Consider the following 21207-nt stretch of genomic DNA (forward strand, 5'->3'; position numbering starts at 1 on the left):
CCTCCGGGCAGCCGTCAATGGACGCTAGTGCTCGAACACCAGCCGCGCGCCGACCGTGCCGTCGAGGCTGCGGATCTGCTGGAGCAGCGCGGCAGAATCCTGACCACCGAGATCGGCATCGAGCACGACGTAGCCGAGATCGCCTGCCGTCTCCAGATATTGCGCGGCGATGTTGATGTCGCGCTGCAGGAAGACCTCGTTGAGCCGGCGCAGCATGCCGGGCACGTTGCGATGGACGTGGCTGAAGCGCGCGCCGGAGGGCCGCAAATGCAGCTGCACCTCCGGAAAATTCACCGCGCCCATGGTCGAGCCCGTGATGAAATAGTCGACCAGTTTTCGCGCGACTTCCCCACCGATACGCTCCTGGGCCTCTTCGGTGGAGCCGCCGATATGCGGGGTGAGGATGACGTTCTCGAGGCCCTGCACCGGGCTCTTGAAGCGGTCCGCGTTCGAGGACGGCTCGACCGGAAACACATCGATGGCGGCGCCTGCGAGATGACCGTCGCGCAGGGCACGCGCCAGCGCGTCGAGATCGACCACGGTGCCGCGGCTGTTGTTGATCAGGAACGAGCCCGGCTTCATCGCCCGCAGCTCCTTCTCGCCGATCATGCCCGCGGTCTCCGGCGTCTCTGGCACGTGCAGGCTGACGACATCGCTCTGCGCCAGCAGCTCGTCCAGCCGCTCGACCGGCTCGGTGTTGCCGTGGCGGAGCTTGTCGGTGCGGTCGAAATAGATCACGCGCATGCCGATCGCTTCCGCCAGCGTCGAGAGTTGCGAGCCGATATTGCCGTAGCCGACGATGCCGAGCGTGCGGCCGCGCACCTCGCGGCTGCCGGTCGCCGACTTATCCCAGCCGCCGTCATGAGCCGACACCGAGCGCGGGAAGATGCGCCGCAGCAGCATCACGATCTCGCCGATCACGAGCTCGGCGACGCTGCGCGTGTTGGAGAACGGCGCGTTGAACACGGGAATGCCGCGCTTGCGCGCGGCCGCAAGGTCGACCTGGTTGGTGCCGACGCTGAAGCAGCCGACCGCGAGCAGCCCGTCGGCGGCGGCGAGCACCTCGTCGGTGATCTGGGTGCGCGAGCGAATGCCGAGCAGCGACACGCCTTTGAGCGCCTTGCGCAGATCCTCGCCGTCCAGCGCCTTGGTCAGCCGCTCGACATTGGCGAAGCCCGCACTCCTGAAAAGGTCGACAGCGCTATCATTGACGCCTTCGAGCAACAGTGCCTTCGCGCTCCGCTCAGGGCTTTGGCCTGGGGCTGACATGGTGTCTCCGTGGATGATGAGCTTTGGCTGAGCACATAGACCGCCGACGATGCACAGCACAATAGGGGGCGGATACGGGAAGAAGATGGCGGAACGCGAGATGCGCTTGGCATCCCACCAGCGCGGTCAGGTCAGTGCGCAGTGGTCGTTCCGCTCGCCGTCAAATGACATAAAACCCATGCGTCCCGTCGCGGCGAAGCTGCTCCACGAGGCCGTATTCCCAGTCGAGATAGGCCTGCATCGCCTTCTCCGCAACGTCGGTACCTTCGTAGGGACGGCGGTAGCGGTGCGCCGGATCTGGCTTGGGCAGCACGCGCGGCGCGCCGAGCTCGAGCGCGCCGTCATAGCCGCCTTCGAGCACATAGACCTCCCAGCCCATCTGCGCCAGCCACGACGCCGTCATGTCGGCGCGGACGCTCCTGTCGTCGGTCAGGACGATGCGCGCGCCGCGCACGGGCGCGGCCATGTCGGTCTCTTGCACGAGCTGCCCGCCGGGATAATGCCGGAAGCCCGGCAGATGGCCGGCCGCATATTCTTCCGCATCGCGCACGTCGAAGCGGTACAGCGTGCGGCCGGTCTGCGCGGCAAGCGCAGCCATCTCGCTGGCGCCGATGTGGCGCACGCCGGCGCGATAGGCGACATCGTGCGCATTGGCCGGACCGCCCTCGAACGGTCCGATCTCGCCGCGCCTGTCGGCGCCGTGGTCGAGCGCGTGCCGCGCCAATGTCCAGCCGATGGTGCCGTTGCGCAGCGCCCGCACCTTGTTGGGCACGCCGGCATTGATCAGCGACTGGGTGCCGATGATGGAGCGGGTGCGGCCGGCGCAATTGACGATGATGGTGGTGTCAGGATCGGGCGCGGCCTGCCCTGCCCGCAGCACCAGCTCCGCGCCGGGCACGCTGACCGAGCCCGGAATGTTCATGGTCGCGTATTCGTCGAAGCGGCGAACGTCGAGGATGGCGATGTCAGCCTTGTCCGCGATCAGCTTGGCCACCTCGTCGGCACTGAGCGACGGCGTGTGCCTGCGCGACTCGACCAGCTCGCCGAACGCCTTTGAATAGGAGTTGACGTCCTCGAAGACCTCATAGCCCGCCGCGCGCCAGGCCTTCAGCCCGCCCTCGAGCGCGCCGATGTTGGTATAACCCAGCGCGGCGAGCCGCTCGGCACCTCGCGCGACCAGCCCCTCACCGTCGTCATACAGCACGATCGCCACGTCCTTGCGCGGCAGCCTGGCCTCCGCTTCGATCTCAATCCGATCCACGGCCATGTTGGCGGCGAACAGAGGATGCCCGGTCGCAAAGCCTGCCTCGTATCTGAGATCGAGCAGCGCGATTTCTTCGCGCAGCAGCAGCGCGCGGCGGATATCGGCGGGGGCGACGGTCGGGAGCTTCATGGCGTGAACCTTGAGGGAAGAGCCGTGAGCTTTTGGACCATTGCGGCGGCATTGGCCAGCGATATTAGCGCACGCGATACAAGCGTCGAGATCAAGTTAATCGCATTCGTAAGTGGCAACGACGTGCGAGAAGTCGCGTTGAGCAAGCGCATCGCGGTCAATCCAAAAATGAAGCACGCCGCCGATATCCGAGTGCCAATTGAAGAAGGCCGGATCACCCTGGATCTGAAGCAGCAACATGTCCTCCAGATGCTCCTCCGTCGCATCCTGAGGTCCGCTGCCATATCCCAGCATCTGATGAATCGCTGTTCTGAAATGGCGGCGTTGCCCGTCCTCTACGCTGGGGGTCGTCCAGAGATTCTGCCGCTCCAGATTCGCAACGTAGCTGAGAGGAGCTTCGTCTGGTGCGTCGACATCAGAGGTCGCCATGCAGCGGATCGTGTGGTTGATGGCATTGCCGAGGTCGTCCACGATTTCACCCGCATACGTGCGCACCTGCCCGTCCATTCTCTCGTAGGCCCGCACAACGTCGATCCACCACGATCTGAAGGTCGCTTTCGTGTTTGGATCGACATCATCCATCGGGGTCAGCGCCCGGCACCGCTCGAGCCATCCGATCGCACTGGTGCGAAGACGCTTCAACTCTACGGTTGCTTCGTCGGCGAGCGGCTTGCCGAAGTATCCGAACTTCAGATCGCGCTGGACGTAGGACAAAACCGACCGAACCACGTGAGTGACCAGGAGCCAGTTAAAAGGCCAGTCCTCGTCCTTTTCGTATGTGGTCACGCTTCGGAATTGAAGCAGATCATTCTCTGGCGGCTCGCCCGGACCCAGCGCCTTGCATAATTCCTTGATCATGAGTTCGCCTCCGACGGCATCCTGGTGGAAGTAGAAGTCGCGGAACGGCAGGAATGAAATTGGATACTTAAACTCGACCTTGGAATGAAGATCGAGATCGGGATTGAGCCATCTGACCTGACGATCGCCATTGGTCCCTGCCAGCGGCATCAGATTTGGCGGTGGAGCGCGGTCGGCATATGCCCCTCCGTGGGCCGGGCTATAGAGGACGCGGCACGGCGGATGTCCTTCGCCGACAAAGACGGAGCTGCAGAAAAAATAGAGCGTGCCGCGGGGCGGGAGCGGCGACCAGCCGGTTCCAGGCACTTCAGCCAAGTCGATCTGAGCCACGAATGTCAGCGCAACGATCTCCAAGGCTTCGTCGGCCCTGACTTCCGCCACGGGCCAGTCGAGGTGTGGCGGTAATTTGGGAAGTCCACCGAAGAAACTTCGCGCGGGGTGAGCCAGCGGTACGGGCAAATCGCTGCGTCTGACGAGCACTGCAGGTAGCGCCGTCTCCTCGATGTCGTCTCGTTCAGACATTGCCGCAGAAGCCTCCCGATACTTTAAGATGTAAACGGGATCGAACCATCCTACGACGGTTCAGACAAGAGCTTCTTAGTCGGCAATGAGTAAGCCCGGGATTGTCTCGACCTCGGCCCGGAATTTCTGCCTTCGTGCTGTGGCCGGCCCGCTTGAGTCTCACTCGCCGGGAACGAGCCGCCCGAGCGGTGGCTGCGCCGGACGGCGCAACTTGCGGCGCGATAGATAGAGCAGGACGCCGGTGACCGAGAACAACGGCATCATGATCGCGGCGATCATGAAGGCGAGCTTACCGGGCCAGCCCAGGATTGCGCCGCGATGGATGTCGTAGATGGCCGCGATGATCGTTTCGCCAAAAGTCTTGTCGGCGTAGCGCTCCGCGGAGACCAACTGGCCGGTGACTGCGTCGATGCGGAATTCGTCGCGCGTGGTCTCCAGCAGCGATGCCTTGCCCCACGAGCGGATGCGGATCGCCGTGCCCGATCCCGCCGGCAGCGTCAGCAAGGCCCGGGAGAACCGGTCGCCCTCCTCGCGCTGGAACGTCATCCAGGCCTGGTCGAATCCGATCGGCGATGCAGGCTCGGCACGGCCAGGCGGCGGCTTTGCGGGCATCTTCGCGGCGGTGACGTGCGGACGCGCCAGCAGCCAGGTCACGCCGTCCTTGTACCATTCGAAGGAGAAATACAGCCCGGTGAGCGCCATCGTCAGATAGATCGGCAAAACCCAGGTGCCGATCACCGTGTGCAGAGAGCGATGCAGCGCGCGGCCTCCGGGTGCGATATTCGGCTTCAGCCACATCTTCACGCTGCCCGCGCGACGCGGCCAGCGCAGCACGAGGCCCGAGACGAGCATGACGATCAGGCCGAGCGCGATGCTGCCGGTGATCGGACGTCCCCAGCCCTTGCCGTCGCCGGGAAGCAGCAGCCAGCGATGCAGCCGGCGCACCGTCGCGAAGAACGCCTCGCCGCGCGGTGAGCCCAGCACCCGCGCATCGATGGGATCGACATAGAGCGAGGTCGGCCGGTCGCCCCGGTCGTCACGCGCAAAGCGGACATGGACCGCCGCCGACGGATCGCTCGACAGCGTGACGGCCGAGACCTTGCCGAGGTCCTGCGCCGCCTTCAGCCGCGCAAGCAGCGCATCGGGCATCAGCGACGGCGCCTGACGCGGCGTCACCTGCATGATGCCGGCGTTGAGATGATCGACGATCTCGTCCTCGAAACTCATGATCGCGCCGGTCAGCGCGATCAGGGACACCAGCAGCGCCAGGACCAAGCCCGCGACGGAGTGGACCTGAAACAGGACCGCCTTGACCGTGCGTCCCAGCCGCGCCGCCATGGCTAGAACTTCACCGTCGCCGACAGCGAGACGCGCCTGGCATCGCCGATGGCGACGTTGAGATTGTTGACCGCTGAGGGATAGTAGACGGTGTCGAACAGGTTCTTGACGTTGAATTGATAGATGACAGGCGTGTTCTGATATTTCGTCTCATAGGTCGCGAAGATATCGGCGACGACATAGGACGGCAGAAAGAAGGAGTTGATGGAATCTCCTGGGCGGTCGCCGACATAGCGCGCGCCGCCGCCGAGGCGGAGTTGGCCGGGTAATGCGGTGCCGAAGTCGTAGACCAGATAGAGTGATGCTGTGTTCAAGGCGACGTTTTGCAGCTTCTTGCCATACAGCGTCGGATCTTCCGACGCCGTTACGCGGGCATCCGTATAGCCAAAACTGCCGATCAGGGCCAAGCTGTCGGTGAGCCTGCCGGTGACGTCCAGCTCGACGCCGCGCGAGCGCGCACGCCCGACGGTGTGGAGCTCGACGATACCCGCGCTGTTCGTCTTCGTCGTCTGCACGTTCTTCTTGTCGAGATCATAGAGCGCCAGCGTGCCGGAGATGCGCTTGTTCAGATCGAACTTGACGCCGGCCTCGTATGACACGCCCTCTTCCGGAGGGACGTTGGAATCGATCACCACGCCGATCGGCGCAATGGTCGAGTTCGGCTTCAGCGATTGAGTGTAGCTCGCATAGAGCGAGATCTGGTCGGTCAGCTTGAAGATGGCGCCGCCGAGGGGCAGCACCTTGTCCTGGGACACGTTGGTATTGGTGTTGAACGGCTTTCCGCGACCCGCGATCTGATCGTAGTCCATGTAACGCACGCCGCCGACCAGCGCAAAGCGTTCGGTCAGATGCAGGGTGTCCTGGGCAAACAGCGACCATTGGCCGAGCTTGTCGGTCTGCGCGCTGTCGGCGTTCGACGCCGTGGTGCCTGGTCCGATCAGCCCGTAGACGGGATTGTAGACATTGAAGGCGGGCGTCGTCTGCCGGATCAGGGTGTCGCGATAGATCGTGCGATATTGCCCGTCGCCGCCGAACACCAGCTCGTTGCGCATGTCGCCGAGCCAGAAGCTGCCGGAAATATAGGACGTTCCGTAGCTGACGTTGCTGAGCGAACTTCCCGTGCCATCGTTGCTGCGCGTCTCCCTGCCGGTCGTGAAGTCAATATTGGTGATGCGAAGCTGGTTGGCGCTGAAGGTTTCTGTGTTGTAGCTGTAGCCGGCGTAGAGCTTCCAATCCTGGTTGAAGCGGTGCTCGACAGATGCCTGCATCAGGTCGGATGTGCCCCAGGTGTTGTTGAAGGGTTCATCCAGCCGTCGCGTCGCAGGCACGGCCAGCGGCGCCTTGGTCACTGGATTGAACGCCGTGCCGCGATCGAATGGGTAGATGAACTCGCGGTGCTCGTAGTTGAGCTGCACCGTGGTGTCCTGGCCGTACCAGGCCAGCGACGGCGCCACCAGCATCTCGCGGTGCCGGCCGAAATTGCGCCAGTAATCTTCGCTGACGCCGTAGCCGATGAAACGATAGGCAAGGCCCTGGTCGCCGATCGGACCGGTGACGTCGAGCAGGCCGTCGGCGCCGGTCTTCGAAGCGCCGAAGGCCGAACCGAGCAGCGTGACCGAGCCGTGCTGGTAGAGCTCGGGCCGCTTGCTGATGGTGTTGACGATGCCGCCGGGATCCATGATGCCGTAGAGCAGCGACGCCGGCCCTTTCAGCACCTCGACGCTCTCGACCGCGGGATTGAAGCTGCGGCCTTGCACCAGCGGCATGCCGTTGCGCATGATCGAGCCGTCGCGGTTGTCGCCGAAGCCGCGGCGGATCACGGCGTCCTGGCTGCCCGCGAGCGTATTGGTCTGGGTGATGCCGGAGACGTTGATGAGCGCGTCGTCGATGTTGCGCGGCAGCTGGTCCTTCAGCACCTGCTCGGGCACGACGTTGACCGCCTGCGATGTGTCGAGCGGCGAGGCGCCGCTGCGCAGAGTCGTGGCGCTCGGCATCGCGCGGTATCCGAGCTTGGCGGCCTGCTGTGCGGCTGCGTCCGCGGCGGCGCGCTCCGAGAGCGTCGGCGTAGCAGGTGCAGGATTGCGATTCGACTGGCGCCGCGCCGCAGTCTGCGTGCGGCGGGAAGACTGATCCGAAGCGCGCGCCGGTTTCGGCCGCGGCGCCGGCGCGTCCACCGTGACAGGCGGCAGCGCCGATTGGGCCTGCGCAGCCGTCGTGTTGAGGGGAGATGCGAGCAGCACCGCTGCACCGATGAGAAGACCTGCGCGGCTCTCGCCGGCGCGAAGACGATGGCTGCCGAGATGCAGGCCATCCACGGAGGCACGCACTTTCATTCCACTTCAATTCAGGAACATTGAAGTGTGCGCGTGTAACAGTCGTCTCGATTGAAGAGAACCGTAGACGGATTTGAATCGCTCTAGTGTTGAATCGTTCTAAGCGTAAATCCACGCCGAACGGCAATCACCGATTGATGCCGCAGCAAGGGCGGCACGCTGCGCGCGAATTTGCGAAGCAGCGTGTGGCGGAATTTTTGCGCCTTTACGCAGTGGCGGGCGCCGTCAACTCGTCGATCTTGCGCTTCAACGCAGCACCGTCGGACGACGCGCGCAGCGGCGGGCGCACGCGCAGCCAGGCGGCATCGCCGGTCTGCGCCGCGAGGATCGCCTTCAACGTCGCAGTGAAGGAGGCCGTCTTCAGCACGACGTCGATCGCAGCCTGCATCCGCGCTTCGACATCCTTGCCCTCGACCATTCCCTTGACGAGCTCGGGCACGACATTGGCCATGCCGCAAATGGTGCCGGCCCCGCCTGCGGCAATCGCGCGGGCGATATCGGCTTCGTTGCCGACGGTGATGGCGAGCTCGGGAGCTGCAGCACGGAATGCCTGGAACTGCTTGAAGTCGCCGCTGGAGTCTTTCAGACCCGCGACCACCTTGCCGTAACGCTTGCGCAAGCTAGCAGCGACAGTCGTGGGGATCGCAACGCCCGACGTCTGCGGGATGTGATAGAGATAGGCGCGCAACCGATCGTCGGCGACGCCGTCGATGATCGCAGCAAAGGCATCCTCGATGCCTTCAGGCGTGACGCTGCGGTCGAAATAGGGCGGCAGCACCAGCACGTGACGCAAGCCGAGGCCGAGCACGGCGCGCGTCAGGGCGATGCTGTCGGTGATGGCGGGAAAGCCGCCGCCGATGCCGATGCGCTCCGGCGCAATGCCGGCCTTGAGCACGGCCTCGATGGTCGCGATGCGCTCGCTGACATTGAAGGAGGTGCCCTCGCCCGTGGTGCCGAACAGCACGACGCCGTCGACGCCCTTGCCGAACAGCTGCCTGGCGTGGGCCGCGAGCTTTGCCGAATCCACGCTGCCGTCGGACGCCAACGGCGTCGCCGATGCCACCCAGAACCCGCGAATTGCCTCGGTCATCACACTGCCCTTTGTTTCGATCCGACCTAAGCCTCTGATCTCTAACGATCTTACGGAGCTGTGCCGGGCCTTGTTTTTGCTTTACTTTTCATCTTGTACCTTACATACAAGACACGCGCAAACTCTTTCCGGCGTCACGGCGCGCATGGGCGCAGCCAAATATTGAGGAGGTCTCGCATGAACATGGTGACCCCCATCGGGCGACCCGACCAATTGCTCGGCGCCTTGCGCGACAAGCTCGGCGCGGCCGCCGTGTTGATCGGCACCGACGTGCCGGCGCGCAATTGCAACGACTGGAGCGCGAGCCTGCCGCAGACGCCGCTGGCGGTGATCCGCCCCGTGGACGCGCAAGGCGTGGCCGATGCGATTGCGACATGCCGGCAGGCGCATCTGCCGTTCGTGCCGCAGGGCGGACTGACCGGACTGTGCCGCGGCGCCTCGCCCGAGGCCGGCTGGGTCGCGATCTCGCTGGAGCGCATGACTGGCATCGAGGAGATCGATCCGGCGTCGATGACGATGACGGTGAAGGCCGGAACGCCGCTGGAGACGATCCAGAAGGCCGCGGACGAGGCCGGCTTCTTCTTCCCGCTCGACCTCGGCTCGCGCGGCTCCTGCGCGATCGGCGGCAATCTCTCGACCAATGCCGGCGGCAACCGCGTAATCCGCTACGGCATGACGCGCGAGCTGGTGCTCGGTCTCGAAGTGGTGCTGCCCGACGGCACCGTCATCACCAGCCTCAACAAGCTGATGAAGAACAATGCGGGCTATGACCTCAAGCACCTCTTCATCGGCTCCGAAGGCACGCTCGGCATCATCACCCGCGTGGTGCTGAAACTGTTTCCGAAGCCGCGCTCGACCATGGCCGCGCTGTGCGCGCTGAAGGATTATGCCGCGGTGGTCGCGCTGCTCGGCGCGGCGCGCAGCGGGCTCGGCCCACTGCTGTCGGCCTTCGAGGTGATGTGGCCGGACTATTGGGACGTGATCACGACACGTGCCGGCGTGAAGCCGCCGGTCGCAGCTAACCAGGGCCTCTACGTGCTGGTGGAAGCGCAAGGCACCGACGAGAGCGTCGACGCGCCGCGCTTCCAGGCCTGGCTCGAAGAGCTGATGGAGCGCGGGCTGCTGGCGGATGCCGCCGTGGCGCAGTCGCTGGCGCAGACGCAGGCCTTCTGGCGCGTGCGCGACATCTGCGCCGAGTTCGGCCAGGTGCTGGGCCCGCACATCTCCTACGATATCGGTCTTGCCGTGGCGCGGATGGACGAGTTCGCCACGCGCTGCAAGGCGGCGTTGGCCTCCGGCATCAAGGGCTGCGAAAGCGTCTATTACGGCCATATCGGCGACGGCAATCTGCATCTCGTCTCCTGGGTCACCGGCCTTGCCGTCGAGCAGCAGCCGAAGGAAGAGATGGATACGATCATCTACGGTCTGGTGCGCGAGCTCGGCGGCAGCGTCTCTGCCGAGCACGGCATCGGCACCATCAAGAAGAAATGGCTGGGACATGCCAGGAGCGAGTCCGAGATCGCGCTGATGCGAACGCTGAAAGCGGCGCTCGATCCGGACCAGTTGCTCAATCCCGGCAAGGTGGTCTGAGACACGCAGATGCGCTCGCTCAAGCTCGATACGCCGAAATCGCTGTCGCAGCGGGTGATGCAGCGGCTGCGGCAGGCGATCATCGACGGCGAGTTCGCGCTGGGGGCCGCGATCTCAGAGGAGATGGTGGCGAATTCCTTCGGCGTCAGCCGCACGCCGGTGCGCGAGGCCATGGGACAATTGCAGGCGCAAGGCCTCGTGGTGATCCGCCCGCAGGTCGGCAGTTTCGTCTTTACGCCGAGTGCGGAAGACATCAATGCGCTCTGCACCTTTCGCATCGCGCTCGAACCCAGGGCCGCCGCGCTCGCATGTCGCCACGACCGCGACGGCGCGATCGCCGCGATGAGCGAGGCGATCGCGGCAATGGAGCCGGCGGTCGCGGCCAAGGACAACATCGCCTATGGCCGCGCCGATGCCGCCTTTCACGAGGCGCTGTTCACCCATTGCGGCAACCGCTACCTCGCCGAATCCTATCAGCTGGTCTCGGGGCGCGTCGCCGCGCTCCGCACCAATCTGACCTCGCCGATCGACGTGCGCACCCGCACCTCGTTCGACGAGCATCGCAAGCTGCTCGATCTGTTCGCGCGCGGCGAGCTGGCCGCCTTCGAGGAGTTGATGACCACGCACATCACCAATTCGGGCGTGGTCTATGCCAGGGCTTTGAAGGTCGAGACATCTGAGGTGGATTGAGCGCGGCTATTTCGCGTCCTTCGATCCCGGCCTGTCCAGGAAATCCAGCGCGGTGTTGATCTGCTCGAGCTGGTGCTCGATCTTGTCGCGATCCTCGACCGACGGCGCCTTTTCGAGCTGCTCCACGAGCTTCTGCTTCCGCAACAGCAGGTTCTCTATGACTGTACTCACAGCTCCCCCAGCGCCAGAGGCGAACGTTGCGAGCGCGCGCGAGCCGGGCCCGCCGCAACACCTCCATCAGAATGTTCACGAGACCGGATGGTTCCTGCGGATGAACCGGCACGCGTGCGGATGGAACTAGCGGCGCAGGCTGGCCCAGACTCCGCCCAGGATCAGCAGGCCGCCGAAGAGATGGATCAGCTTCGGCGGTTCGCCGAGGATGGCAAAAGACAGCAGCGCGCTCGCGATCGGCCCGAGATAGAGCACGAGCGAGGTCCGCACCGAGCCGAACTTTCCGCCGAGCCAGGCAAAGCCGGCATAGGCGAGCAGGCCGGGAACGATCCCGGCGAAGACATAGGCCGAGAGCGCCTTGGTGCTGAAGACCTGCCCCGGCGTCGCCCACATCTCCATGGCTGCGAGCGGCAGCGAGAACAGGGCGCCGGCGCCCGAGAACAGGCTGATGCGTGCCAGCAGCGAGGCCTTTGGCGCGGCGCGCGATTGCAGCAGCGTGTAGCCGGACCAGCCGAGCATGGCGATCACGACGAGGCCGTCGCCTGCCGCGGTCTGAAGCTCGATCAGCGTCTGCGGATGGCCGCCGGAGATGATCAGCAGCGCCCCCGCGAGCGCGAGCGCCGTACCGAGCCATTGCAGCGGGCCGACATGCTCGATGCCGCGCAAGGCCGAAATCAGCAGCACCGTGATCGGCGACAGCGCCATGATCAGCGCGATGTGGATCGCCGTCGTCGATACGCCGGCGGCATAGACCGGGCCGCCGCACAGGAACATGCCCATGAATCCGGCAGCGAGGATGGGCCAGGTGTTCCCGGCCAGCGGCACGCGGCCATCGCGGATCTCCTTGAGCGCGATCGGCGCGAGCCCGATGGCGACGATACTCCAGCGGAAGAAGGCGAGCGCGAAGGGTGGGACCGAGCCGGCAAGTCCGCGCGCCAGAATCTGATTGGAGGCCTGCGCGGTCGCAACCAGGATGAAGCCGATCAGCGCGATCGCGCCAAGCCAGGCGTGCGTGGACGGTGATGCAGCGGTGCTCGCGTCACGACCGCCGTCAGAGGTTTCCTTGCCGGTTTCCTTGCCCGTTCCCTTGCCCATGGATCAATCGGATATCCGATGTCCGCCGCGGTGAGAACCCCGACGACGGCTCGTCCATATGCATATGCGGCACGCGCACCATTCCGGAAGGCGCGGAGATGCTCGCGAGCAGCACCGGCACGATGGGGGTACGGGTGATCGAGACCGAAAACACCGCGAGCAGCGCGCACAGCATGCAGAGCCTCATCCGCACCGTCCGGCGATCGGTGATCGGCAGGAACAGGAAAAACAACATCGCCAGGATCAGCAGCGCATCGACCAGAAACATTGGGGCTCTCCTTGAGGACTGGAGAGAGCATGACGCGACGGCACCGGCCGGTATGTGGACGGCGTCACACACCTGCCGCCGCTGGTCGGGGAGGAGATGGCAGGCGCTCGCGAACCCGTTAACGCACCGCCTGGGGCGGCTGGGGAACCGCGATCTTTCACGCGTCCGTCGGTTGTATTCGCAGGCCCGGAGTCCTATGCCTACGCCCCATGGACACCCAGATCATCACCGCCGCAAAGCCCCTGATGGCGCACGCCCAAAAGCGCAAGCCGGCGCCGTTCCTCCCCATGAGCCGTGCCGAGATGGACGCGCTCGGCTGGGACGCCTGCGACATCGTGCTGGTGACCGGGGACGCCTATGTCGACCATCCCAGTTTCGGCATGGCGATCATCGGGCGATTGCTGGAGGCGCAGGGCTTTCGGGTCGGCATCATCTCGCAGCCCGACTGGCACTCGGCCGAACCGTTCAAGGCCTTGGGCAAGCCAAAGGTCTTCTTCGGCGTCACCGGCGGCAACATGGATTCCATGGTCAACCGCTACACGGCGGACCGGCGCATCCGTAGCGACGATGCCTATACGGCGGGCGGCGAAGGCGGCAAGCGGCCGGACCGCTGCACCGTCGTCTACGCCCAACGCTGCCGCGAGGCGTTCAAGGACGTGCCGATCGTGCTTGGCGGCATCGAGGCCTCGCTGCGCCGGATCGCGCATTACGACTATTGGTCCGACAAGGTGCGCCGCTCGGTGCTGGCCGACGCCAAAGCAGACCTCCTGCTGTACGGCAATGCCGAGCGCGCCGTGGTCGAAGTCGCGCAGCGGCTCGCCGCGGGTGAAGCGCCGCGGGCGCTCGACGACATCAGGGGCGTCGCGCTGTTCCGGAAAGTCCCGGAGGATTACACCGAGCTGCACGCTGACGATCTCGATTCCGCCGACGAAGGCGCGACGCGCCAAAAGGGCGCGACCGTGATCCGGCTGCCGGCGCTGGAGCAGGTCGAGCAGGACAAGGAAGCCTATGCGCGGGCCTCACGCGTGCTGCATCGGGAGAGCAACCCCGGCAATGCGCGGCCGCTGGTGCAGCGCCATGGCGACCGCGACCTCTGGCTCAACCCGCCGCCGATCCCGCTGACCAGCGAGGAGATGGACGCGGTCTACGATTTGCCCTACGCCCGCGCGCCGCATCCGTCCTATGGCGAGGCCAAGATTCCCGCCTGGGACATGATCAAGTTCTCGGTGACGATCATGCGCGGCTGTTTCGGCGGCTGCACCTTCTGCTCGATCACCGAGCACGAGGGCCGCATCATCCAGAACCGCTCCGAAGGTTCTATTTTGCGCGAGATCGAAAAAATCCGCGACAAGACGCCCGGCTTCACCGGCGTGATCTCCGACATCGGCGGCCCCACCGCCAACATGTACCGGATGGCCTGCAAGGATCCGAAGGTAGAAGCCGCGTGCCGGCGGCCGTCCTGCGTCTTCCCCGAGATCTGCCCGAACCTCAACACCTCGCATGACGATCTCATCAGGCTCTATCGCAAGGTGCGCGAGACCAAAGGCATCAAGAAGGTGATGGTCGCCTCAGGCGTGCGCTACGACCTCGCGGTCGAGAGCCCGGAATACATCAAGGAGCTCGTCACCCATCACGTCGGCGGCTATTTGAAGATCGCCCCCGAACACACCGAGCGCGGCCCGCTCGACAAGATGATGAAGCCGGGCATCGGCGCCTACAACAAGTTCAAGCGGATGTTCGACGAAGCCGCCGAACGCGCCGGCAAGAAATATTACCTGATCCCCTATTTCATCGCTGCGCATCCGGGCACGACCGACGAGGACATGATGAACCTCGCGCTGTGGCTCAAGAAGAACCGCTATCGCGCCGACCAGGTGCAGACCTTCCTGCCCTCGCCGATGGCGACGGCGACCGCGATGTACCATACCGGCGTCAATCCGCTGCGCGGCGTGCGGCACGGCGGCAGCGACAAGGTGGAGGCGATCAAGGGCCTGCGCCAGCGCCGGCTGCACAAGGCTTTCCTGCGCTATCACGATCCTGATAATTGGCCGGTGCTGCGCGAGGCCTTGATCGAGATGGGGCGCCGCGACCTGATCGGCTCGCAGCCGCATCAGCTCGTCCCCGCGCACCAGCCGCCCGGCACCGGCAAGGCCGCCGGCACGCGGCGGCCGGTGCGGCCGGGCGACAAGGCGCAGAAGTTCACGACCAAGGGCCTGCGGGTCATGAAGTAGCGGTTGGCGCGGCTCCTAAAGAGCCAGCACCACCTCGCCCGACACCGCATCGGTCACGCCGCGTCCGTTGCCCTGGTCCTCGAGCACCGACCTGAAACTGTCGAGCGTCTTGATCATCGCCGGACGCGCCGCGATCATCGCGTCCTGACTTGACCAGGTGCCGATCAGGCAGAAGGTCTGCTCGCCGGTCTTGATGATGACGCCATGCTCGAGGCCCGGCCATTTCGCCTTGCCGTTCCGGTGCGCGTCGAGGAAGGCAGCTTCCTCGCCCTGCTTCACCTTGAATTTCACCACATTGTAAACCTGCATGACGCGCCTCCAAAAAAATGGATGGATGAAAACGGGCGCCGCGCGAGGTGACGGACAAAAGTCCACGCGGTGCCTGGCCGATTGTTGTCCCGGCGCGCGACGGCGTCACCGTGACAAATCGGCATGGCGGCCTCGGTCTTCATGCCTGCCGAAACAAAAAGCCGAAAACAACCCCATGCACAGTAGCCGGCATGAACGGAATCAATGGGTTAGCGCGTAGCAAAATTGGGAGAACGTCATCGGGCCTCGGCAGCAATTGACATTTGAGCTATCATGAAACATATAAAGTTACATGAAGCGAGATTCCCGGCTGTCCGGCGTGCTCCATGTGCTCTTGCACATGACGCAACACCCCGGCCCGTTCACGTCCGAGACGCTGGCGAAAGCCATGGACACCAACCCCGTGGTGATCCGCCGCATCATGGCGGGCCTGCGCGACCTCGGTTACGTCCGCTCCGAGAAAGGCCATGGCGGCGGCTGGACGCTGGCGTGCGACCTGTCGAAGGTGACGTTGCGCGACGTCTATGCCGCGCTTGGCAGCCCGGGGTTGCTGGCGATGGGCAATCGCACGGAAGCGCCGGGTTGCCTGGTCGAGCAGGCCGTCAACGCCGCGCTCGATCAGGCCTTTGCCGATGCGGAAGCGCTGCTGCTGTCGCGGCTCGGCGAGGTGACCCTGGCGATGCTGAGCGAGGATTTTCGCAAGCGCCTCGGCTCCCGCAAGCTTCAAGGCATCAGCGCACATCACGCCTGATGCCGGCCTAGCCAAGGACAACGCAATGACCAGCATTCAAGATATGTTCTCCGATCCACAAGCCGTGGCGACTTACACCGAGGGACCGCCGCGCTTCGTTCCCGGCTACAATTCCATGCTGTCGATGGCGGCGATCATGCTGGCCGAGCGCGCGCGTGACGACGCGCGCATCCTCGTGCTCGGCGCCGGCGGCGGCCTCGAATTGAAGACGTTTGCGCAGGCGCAACCCGCCTGGCGTTTCGACGGCGTCGATCCGTCCGCGGCGATGCTGGCGCTCGCCCGGAAAACCCTGGGCCCACTCGCATCGCGCGCACATCTTCATTAAGGCTATATCGACGACGCGCCGCAGGGGCCGTTCGACGGTGCCAGCTGCCTGCTCACCCTGCACTTCGTGGACGTCACGGAGCGACGCCGCATTGCCTCGGAAATCCGCCGCCGGCTCAAGCCGGGCGCCCCCTTCGTGGTCGCGCATTTGAGCGCGCCCGACGGCGAGGAGGAACGCCCGCGATGGCTGTCGCGGTATTCCGCGTTCCTGGCTTTCTCCGGCGTCGAGCCCGACAAGGCGGCAGCCGCGCGGGACGCCGTCACCAACCATCTGGACATCCTCACGCCCGCGCAGGACGAGGCGGTTTTGCGCGATGCCGGCTTCTCCCAGCCGACCCTGTTTTATACGGGCTTCACGTTCCGCGGCTGGGTGGCCTACGCGTGAGGCCGCACGGCTTCGCCAACCCAGCCGGGCATCAGGTAATGCCGGATAAGCCCGGGCGCGCGGTCACGATTCATCAGCCACGACACAGGCCGCGCGTCCGCTCTGGCTTCGAAACCGGAAGTCGCCAGCTTCTCCCTCCCGAATCGGCACGGGCCAATAAGTGACATAGTCACGGACTGGTCTAGGATGACCGCCAACTGAGCGGCGAGCAATGAAGGGCGCTCAGGCGCCTGGATCTCTCTTTACCGGGGATGCACATGACCAGCGAGCAAAGCCACAAGATACACCTAAGTCTCGAGGATGAGCAGCGGTTGCAGGAACTTCGTGCGCAAAAGCCGGCTCGCAACATACCCAAACCTGCTCTAACGCCGGGAGCGATGCTGGCCGACCGGGTTGCCGAAACGGTCGGCTCCTGGCGCTTCATCCTCATCCAGAGCGGACTACTCGGCCTCTGGATCATTCTGAACACGACAGCGTTGATTGACCGTTGGGACCCTTATCCCTTTATCTTGCTGAACCTGGTCCTTTCTTTCCAAGCAGCATATGCGGCGCCCATCATCATGATGAGCCAGAATCGTCAATCCGAGGTTGACCGCAGACATGCCGAGCACGACTATCGAATCAATGTGAAAGCCGAACTCGAAATCGAATTGTTGCACAATAAGATTGACGCCTTGCGTGAGCAGGAAATCCTGAAGTTGCTCAACATCATTCAGCGCTTGTCCGCTCACCTCGCGCCCGAGCTTGTTGCAGCTATCGAGGCCGAAGCCGTGCCGGGGCGATCCTAGATGATCCTGCTCGACCGACGTGCTTTCCAATACCGGCGGTCAGCGAGCGCGAATACGAATCAAAAAGCTGCGCGAATTTCCCGAACCGTCATCAAGGGACAGCGCCGCTGAGGCATCTGGTCATCGGGCCCAAAATAGACCTTGCATTGCATGCGTAAGGGGTAGCTGATGTCAGCGTGAGCGCGCCACGCTGCTGAACTGCCGGAGGGCGCAATGCAGAACTACGTAAACCACGAAAACATCAGACGTTATGAGAAGCTCATCGCCATCAGTGAAGGTGACCCGTCGCGCGATGAAGCACGGCATCAGACGCTGTTGCGCCTCCTAGCCGAGGAAAAAGCCAAGGACGCGCGGCCGGACGACTGGCCGACCATCTGATCTGGACCGCCGTAGGCGACGCAATCCAATTCGCTCCGAGTTCCGTTCCGGAGCAATCACGTCCGTTTCCCGCTTACCCGCACGTGGAAGAGTTTCTCCTTACGTTTCACGGAACCATTGTTCCTCGAGCCCATTGGCTCACTGACACAAGCTTCATTCAGGAGATACTTCATGAGAATATTCACAGTCTTGGCCGCCGCAGCCGGCACCCTCATGGTAACGGCTGCTTCGGCAGCTCCGCTTACCCTCAGCACGTCATCCGCGCCGGAGAGCAACCTTCAAAACGTTCGCATGGTCTGCAACGAAGACGGACGGTGCTGGCGCGAGCGCAGCGAAAGACGCGTCATCATCCGCGAAGGCCGCGATGCCTACGGATATGCACCGCGTGAGCGCTACATCGAGCGGCGCGGCTATGAGGAACGCAGCGGCGTTGGCTTCCGTGCTCCGGGCGTAAGTGTCGGAATCGGCACCTACTGAGCGGCGAGGCGAGTGGATTCAACAGGCCGCGGTGCAAACCGCGGCCTTTTTGTTGGATTCTCAGGCGATCGGCGAGCCAAGCAGCGCCGGCCCAGCTGAGGAAGCCAGGGTATCGGACGCTTTCGACAGAGCTCGCGCACGGCTCGAACAAAAGCCAGCTCACGCGACCGTGGCGATCGAGCCGAGTGGCACGTCCAAAGCGTAAACGAATCCGTCCCGTTCATATGCGAGGCTTACCTGCCCGGTCAGTTGCTGACCGAGAGACCCCATCATCCGGGTGCCGAAACTCCGCCGTGTTGGCGGCTCGACCGGGGGACCGCCCCTTTCGGTCCAGACGAGGCGAAGCCTTTGCTTCGCCTCATCAATCGCCCACGAAATCTCGACGCGGCCTGTCGGGACCGACAGCGCGCCGAACTTGGTGGTGTTGGTGCACAGTTCGTTGAACGTCATCGCAAGCGCAATGACAGCGACGGAGGTAATCCGGATATCCGGTCCATTGAAGTGGAAGCGTCGGTCTCCCTGACTGTCGTAGGGCTCCGTTGCGCTGCTCAGCGTGTGGGTCAGGCTCGCATCGGCCCAACTGACCTGCATCAAGAGATCATGGGCTCGCCCCAATGCGAGCAACCTGCCCTCCATGGCCTTCTGTCCATGCTCGATACTCGGCGCTCCGCGAAAGCTCTGGGACGCGATCGCACTCACCATGGCAAGCGTATTCTTGACGCGATGATGAAGCTCTCCGAGAATCAGCTTCTGCAACTTGTCTGCGGCGCTTCGCTGCTCGGCATCGATACCGGCCTGAACGATCATAGCCTGTGCGTCGATTTCGGCCTGTTCGAGCAGCAAGCGAAGGCTGTCGTTCTCGGCAGACAGGGAAGCCTCCTGCTCCGACCGGGAGGTGGGCGCAGCGGTCCGCGCGGCGTCAAATATCCTGCTTGGCGTCCAGTCGCCTGCCGTCGGAACGATCTGCAAAGCACCCGCGCCGACCATGGCCTGCAACTCGGTGATCATTTGCTCGACACTGAGCGGTTTACCGAAAAACCTGCTGTCCACTGGCCGTTCCGCCTCGGACGGCTTCACTTGGCCGGACACCAGAATGATCTTGATCGAGGGCCAGCGCTCGTGCACCGCATGGGCGAGCTTGAGGCCATCGATGCTGCCGGGCATCTGAATGTCGGTCAGCAGCAGCGAGATGTCCGAGCGGGACTCCAGAACCGAGATTGCCTCGTCGGCATTGATCGCCTCTATGGGACAGAACCCGGCATCCTCCACGATGTCGACCGCACGCATCCGCAGGATCATCTCGTCCTCCACGACGAGAACGTTCGGCACCTGGATTGGATCTGTCGACATGGTGATCTCGCTCTCTCTCGGCGGGCCCGAGCGGTCTCGGCACCCGCGCAATGCTCTAGGCTGATTGCCCTTGACCGACGTCCGCACCCATTGCTGCGCTTCTCGAGCGGAGAAGGCCAGCCAATTCGCCTGCGTCAGCGGTATCTCGTCTCGGCGCGACGGTCCGATCACGACCAGGTCGATCGGACGGAAGCACTGGAGGGTTGGGCTGATCCCTCAGGCGAGCGGATTGACGGACGACCGATCTATCGCCGGGCAGTCACGAGGCGCGCTTCCTGGATCTTCGTTCCAGCACCGGCGTGTCGCAAGCAGGACGTGGTAAGGTCCGGCCAGACCTGTGCTGAGCAATCCGATGAAGCGGCTTGGATTGCGAGCCGGTCCCCTTTGGCCAGTGCCTGAAGCTCATCCGCCTGCACTTTTGGAGCAAAAGCCGGCAAAGCGATCACCGACGCTCCGAGGAGCACGAAAGCCGCGAGGGATGACAGAGATCCTACCATTTTGTTCTGCTGACTTTTTGTCGTCGACCCTGCCACGTCTGAGGATCCGGCATGACAACAACCATAACGAGATATTGTTCCTCTTTCTCAACTTTGCCGTTTGGTCTTGCTCATTCCTGTGGCTGCTGCGCCTCGGGTATCCTGCGGAGCGACGCGCGCTGACGCAACAGATCTGAACCATTGGCCCTGCTAATCGTCATCCTCTATGGAGGACAACAGATGATGGAAGACCAATTGGCGCGCCAGGAGCAGATCGCTTCTCGTTTAGAGCAATCCAAGCGCCTGCTGCGGGCTGCGAAAAGCCCCACGACCACGCAGCGCATTGGGAAGCTGATCAGTGCCCTGGAGCGGGAGCAAGCGGAAGAAAACGAAAAATAATCCCCGCTCGCGGCCACGGCCCCCCGGGTCAGGCTTGCGCCGGCATGGAGCGTCACGGCGTCAACGCTAGCGATGGGTCGCGGCTCCCACTCGCCGAACTGAAAGACCCGCCAGCTATCATCACTGCCGCCGTTAACCCTGTCGGCAAATGATCCGCCGCAGGTCGGCGGCCGCCGGCAAAGTTGCCTTATTGGCGCGGAGAATTTTCCGCGGGGGCTAACTTGGGTTAGAGGCGCGTGATGCTGAGAATGGCGCTGTTGGGCCTCCTCATCCTGTTGAGTGTGGGAATGCTGTCGGCCATGGAGCTGAGCGCCCCACCGCGACGCGCCGCCGCGATCGTCCAGCCGCCTGCTGAAAGCATAGGCATCTCTGCTGCGCATGATGCGCTAGAGAAGGCGGATCGCCTCGAAGTTGCCGCCGTAAGCAGCGCGGTGCCGATGGCGCCAACTTCGGTCGGCACCCCCGTTGCTCCGCAGGACGTCCACGTCGGTTCGTCCGCGCCGGCGCCGATCGTCCGTCAGCGAAACAAGCCGAAGCCGGTTGCCACCGCCGAACGTCCCAAGTCCAAGCCAAAGCCAAAGCCAACAGCAGCTGTCGTCAAGCGGACAGCCAATGTTCAGCGTGCAAAGGCCGCCAGCGAGAGCGAGTCCTGCCGGCTCAAGGCGTTCGGCGGCTTGCTCAAAGCGCTGAACTTGGCCCGCTGCGAAATCTGAGGACTCCGC

At 64.0% G+C, this 21207-nt stretch carries 20 protein-coding genes and 1 pseudogene; 10 read left to right on the forward strand and 11 right to left on the reverse strand.

What is annotated here, in order from left to right; genetic code table 11:
- Positions 1-24 precede the first annotated feature (24 nt).
- From serA to RPS27_RS10915, 6 genes are all read right to left on the reverse strand, one after another.
- On the reverse strand, positions 25-1269 hold the full coding sequence (serA, locus tag RPS27_RS10890) for a phosphoglycerate dehydrogenase (protein ID WP_194404717.1): 1245 nt from the start codon (positions 1267-1269) through the stop codon (positions 25-27).
- A 160-nt stretch (positions 1270-1429) separates the two neighbouring features.
- Positions 1430-2662, reverse strand: a complete 1233-nt coding sequence (locus RPS27_RS10895; protein WP_212065178.1) for a rhodanese-like domain-containing protein — start codon at positions 2660-2662, stop codon at positions 1430-1432.
- 96 nt (positions 2663-2758) lie between these two features.
- Positions 2759-4042: a DUF1963 domain-containing protein gene (locus tag RPS27_RS10900; protein WP_212065177.1), complete on the reverse strand. Its 1284-nt coding sequence runs from the start codon at positions 4040-4042 to the stop codon at positions 2759-2761.
- A 159-nt stretch (positions 4043-4201) separates the two neighbouring features.
- On the reverse strand, positions 4202-5380 hold the full coding sequence (locus RPS27_RS10905; RefSeq protein WP_212065176.1) for a PepSY-associated TM helix domain-containing protein: 1179 nt from the start codon (positions 5378-5380) through the stop codon (positions 4202-4204).
- A gap of 2 nt (positions 5381-5382) precedes the next feature.
- The gene (locus tag RPS27_RS10910; protein WP_313754001.1) at positions 5383-7713 is read right to left on the reverse strand and encodes a TonB-dependent siderophore receptor; all 2331 of its coding nucleotides are present in this window, start codon (positions 7711-7713) and stop codon (positions 5383-5385) included.
- A 205-nt stretch (positions 7714-7918) separates the two neighbouring features.
- Positions 7919-8803 (reverse strand): dihydrodipicolinate synthase family protein, encoded by an 885-nt coding sequence (locus tag RPS27_RS10915; RefSeq protein WP_212065174.1) that lies wholly within the window; start codon positions 8801-8803, stop codon positions 7919-7921.
- 177 nt (positions 8804-8980) lie between these two features.
- On the opposite strand from RPS27_RS10915, the gene RPS27_RS10920 reads away from it, so the two are divergent.
- Together RPS27_RS10920 and RPS27_RS10925 are read left to right on the forward strand one after the other, a co-directional pair.
- Positions 8981-10393: an FAD-binding oxidoreductase gene (locus RPS27_RS10920; RefSeq protein ID WP_212065173.1), complete on the forward strand. Its 1413-nt coding sequence runs from the start codon at positions 8981-8983 to the stop codon at positions 10391-10393.
- Positions 10394-10402: 9 nt separating this feature from the next.
- Positions 10403-11083, forward strand: a complete 681-nt coding sequence (locus RPS27_RS10925; protein WP_212065172.1) for a GntR family transcriptional regulator — start codon at positions 10403-10405, stop codon at positions 11081-11083.
- Between the two features lie 6 nt (positions 11084-11089).
- Here RPS27_RS10925 and RPS27_RS10930 read toward each other — a convergent pair whose 3' ends face one another.
- The 3 genes from RPS27_RS10930 to RPS27_RS10940 form a co-directional block, all read right to left on the reverse strand.
- Positions 11090-11254 (reverse strand): hypothetical protein, encoded by a 165-nt coding sequence (locus RPS27_RS10930; RefSeq protein ID WP_198172788.1) that lies wholly within the window; start codon positions 11252-11254, stop codon positions 11090-11092.
- 126 nt (positions 11255-11380) lie between these two features.
- The gene (locus RPS27_RS10935) at positions 11381-12349 is read right to left on the reverse strand and encodes a DMT family transporter (protein ID WP_212065171.1); all 969 of its coding nucleotides are present in this window, start codon (positions 12347-12349) and stop codon (positions 11381-11383) included.
- On the reverse strand, positions 12306-12617 hold the full coding sequence (locus RPS27_RS10940; RefSeq protein ID WP_212065170.1) for a hypothetical protein: 312 nt from the start codon (positions 12615-12617) through the stop codon (positions 12306-12308). Before RPS27_RS10940 ends, RPS27_RS10935 begins: the two co-directional genes overlap by 44 nt.
- Before the next feature lie 209 nt (positions 12618-12826).
- On the opposite strand from RPS27_RS10940, the gene RPS27_RS10945 reads away from it, so the two are divergent.
- Complete coding sequence (locus tag RPS27_RS10945) at positions 12827-14848, forward strand: YgiQ family radical SAM protein (RefSeq protein WP_211415648.1); 2022 nt, start codon at positions 12827-12829, stop codon at positions 14846-14848.
- A 15-nt stretch (positions 14849-14863) separates the two neighbouring features.
- Here the strand turns inward: RPS27_RS10945 and RPS27_RS10950 are convergent, their stop codons facing one another.
- A complete protein-coding gene (locus RPS27_RS10950; RefSeq protein WP_259217863.1) occupies positions 14864-15157 on the reverse strand; it encodes a DUF718 domain-containing protein in 294 nt (97 codons plus the stop codon).
- A gap of 292 nt (positions 15158-15449) precedes the next feature.
- On the opposite strand from RPS27_RS10950, the gene RPS27_RS10955 reads away from it, so the two are divergent.
- From RPS27_RS10955 to RPS27_RS10975, 5 genes and pseudogenes are all read left to right on the forward strand, one after another.
- Positions 15450-15908, forward strand: coding sequence for an Rrf2 family transcriptional regulator (locus tag RPS27_RS10955; RefSeq protein WP_212065168.1), 459 nt, complete (start codon positions 15450-15452; stop codon positions 15906-15908).
- Between the two features lie 25 nt (positions 15909-15933).
- Positions 15934-16617: pseudogene (locus RPS27_RS10960) on the forward strand (class I SAM-dependent methyltransferase).
- Between the two features lie 257 nt (positions 16618-16874).
- A complete protein-coding gene (locus RPS27_RS10965) occupies positions 16875-17405 on the forward strand; it encodes a DUF1003 domain-containing protein (protein ID WP_212065167.1) in 531 nt (176 codons plus the stop codon).
- 213 nt (positions 17406-17618) lie between these two features.
- Positions 17619-17783 (forward strand): hypothetical protein, encoded by a 165-nt coding sequence (locus RPS27_RS10970; protein WP_212065166.1) that lies wholly within the window; start codon positions 17619-17621, stop codon positions 17781-17783.
- A gap of 171 nt (positions 17784-17954) precedes the next feature.
- Entirely contained in the window at positions 17955-18260 is a 306-nt protein-coding gene (locus RPS27_RS10975; RefSeq protein WP_194408471.1) for a hypothetical protein, read from the forward strand.
- Positions 18261-18419: 159 nt separating this feature from the next.
- Here RPS27_RS10975 and RPS27_RS10980 read toward each other — a convergent pair whose 3' ends face one another.
- Positions 18420-19610, reverse strand: a complete 1191-nt coding sequence (locus tag RPS27_RS10980) for an HWE histidine kinase domain-containing protein (protein WP_212065165.1) — start codon at positions 19608-19610, stop codon at positions 18420-18422.
- A gap of 716 nt (positions 19611-20326) precedes the next feature.
- On the opposite strand from RPS27_RS10980, the gene RPS27_RS10985 reads away from it, so the two are divergent.
- A complete protein-coding gene (locus RPS27_RS10985; protein WP_212065164.1) occupies positions 20327-20485 on the forward strand; it encodes a hypothetical protein in 159 nt (52 codons plus the stop codon).
- A gap of 239 nt (positions 20486-20724) precedes the next feature.
- Complete coding sequence (locus tag RPS27_RS10990) at positions 20725-21198, forward strand: hypothetical protein (RefSeq protein WP_212065239.1); 474 nt, start codon at positions 20725-20727, stop codon at positions 21196-21198.
- Positions 21199-21207 lie beyond the last annotated feature (9 nt).

Origin of the sequence: Bradyrhizobium sp. WYCCWR 12699 (assembly GCF_032144035.1) — a bacterium.
Lineage (GTDB): Bacteria > Pseudomonadota > Alphaproteobacteria > Rhizobiales > Xanthobacteraceae > Bradyrhizobium.

Bases quoted from the DNA above. Each gene is read 5' to 3' on its own strand.
- RPS27_RS10935 (WP_212065171.1), bottom strand. From the start codon at position 12,349: ATGGGCAAGGGAACGGGCAAGGAAACCGGCAAGGAAACCTCTGACGGC.
- RPS27_RS10975 (WP_194408471.1), top strand. From the start codon at position 17,955: ATGAGAATATTCACAGTCTTGGCCGCCGCAGCCGGCACCCTCATGGTA.
- RPS27_RS10925 (WP_212065172.1), top strand. From the start codon at position 10,403: ATGCGCTCGCTCAAGCTCGATACGCCGAAATCGCTGTCGCAGCGGGTG.
- RPS27_RS10965 (WP_212065167.1), top strand. From the start codon at position 16,875: ATGACCAGCGAGCAAAGCCACAAGATACACCTAAGTCTCGAGGATGAG.
- RPS27_RS10905 (WP_212065176.1), bottom strand. From the start codon at position 5,380: ATGGCGGCGCGGCTGGGACGCACGGTCAAGGCGGTCCTGTTTCAGGTC.
- RPS27_RS10985 (WP_212065164.1), top strand. From the start codon at position 20,327: ATGATGGAAGACCAATTGGCGCGCCAGGAGCAGATCGCTTCTCGTTTA.
- RPS27_RS10915 (WP_212065174.1), bottom strand. From the start codon at position 8,803: ATGACCGAGGCAATTCGCGGGTTCTGGGTGGCATCGGCGACGCCGTTG.
- RPS27_RS10920 (WP_212065173.1), top strand. From the start codon at position 8,981: ATGAACATGGTGACCCCCATCGGGCGACCCGACCAATTGCTCGGCGCC.
- RPS27_RS10900 (WP_212065177.1), bottom strand. From the start codon at position 4,042: ATGTCTGAACGAGACGACATCGAGGAGACGGCGCTACCTGCAGTGCTC.
- RPS27_RS10970 (WP_212065166.1), top strand. From the start codon at position 17,619: ATGCAGAACTACGTAAACCACGAAAACATCAGACGTTATGAGAAGCTC.
- RPS27_RS10945 (WP_211415648.1), top strand. From the start codon at position 12,827: ATGGACACCCAGATCATCACCGCCGCAAAGCCCCTGATGGCGCACGCC.
- RPS27_RS10950 (WP_259217863.1), bottom strand. From the start codon at position 15,157: ATGCAGGTTTACAATGTGGTGAAATTCAAGGTGAAGCAGGGCGAGGAA.
- serA (WP_194404717.1), bottom strand. From the start codon at position 1,269: ATGTCAGCCCCAGGCCAAAGCCCTGAGCGGAGCGCGAAGGCACTGTTG.
- RPS27_RS10980 (WP_212065165.1), bottom strand. From the start codon at position 19,610: ATGTCGACAGATCCAATCCAGGTGCCGAACGTTCTCGTCGTGGAGGAC.
- RPS27_RS10895 (WP_212065178.1), bottom strand. From the start codon at position 2,662: ATGAAGCTCCCGACCGTCGCCCCCGCCGATATCCGCCGCGCGCTGCTG.
- RPS27_RS10990 (WP_212065239.1), top strand. From the start codon at position 20,725: ATGCTGAGAATGGCGCTGTTGGGCCTCCTCATCCTGTTGAGTGTGGGA.
- RPS27_RS10940 (WP_212065170.1), bottom strand. From the start codon at position 12,617: ATGTTTCTGGTCGATGCGCTGCTGATCCTGGCGATGTTGTTTTTCCTG.
- RPS27_RS10910 (WP_313754001.1), bottom strand. From the start codon at position 7,713: ATGAAAGTGCGTGCCTCCGTGGATGGCCTGCATCTCGGCAGCCATCGT.
- RPS27_RS10955 (WP_212065168.1), top strand. From the start codon at position 15,450: ATGAAGCGAGATTCCCGGCTGTCCGGCGTGCTCCATGTGCTCTTGCAC.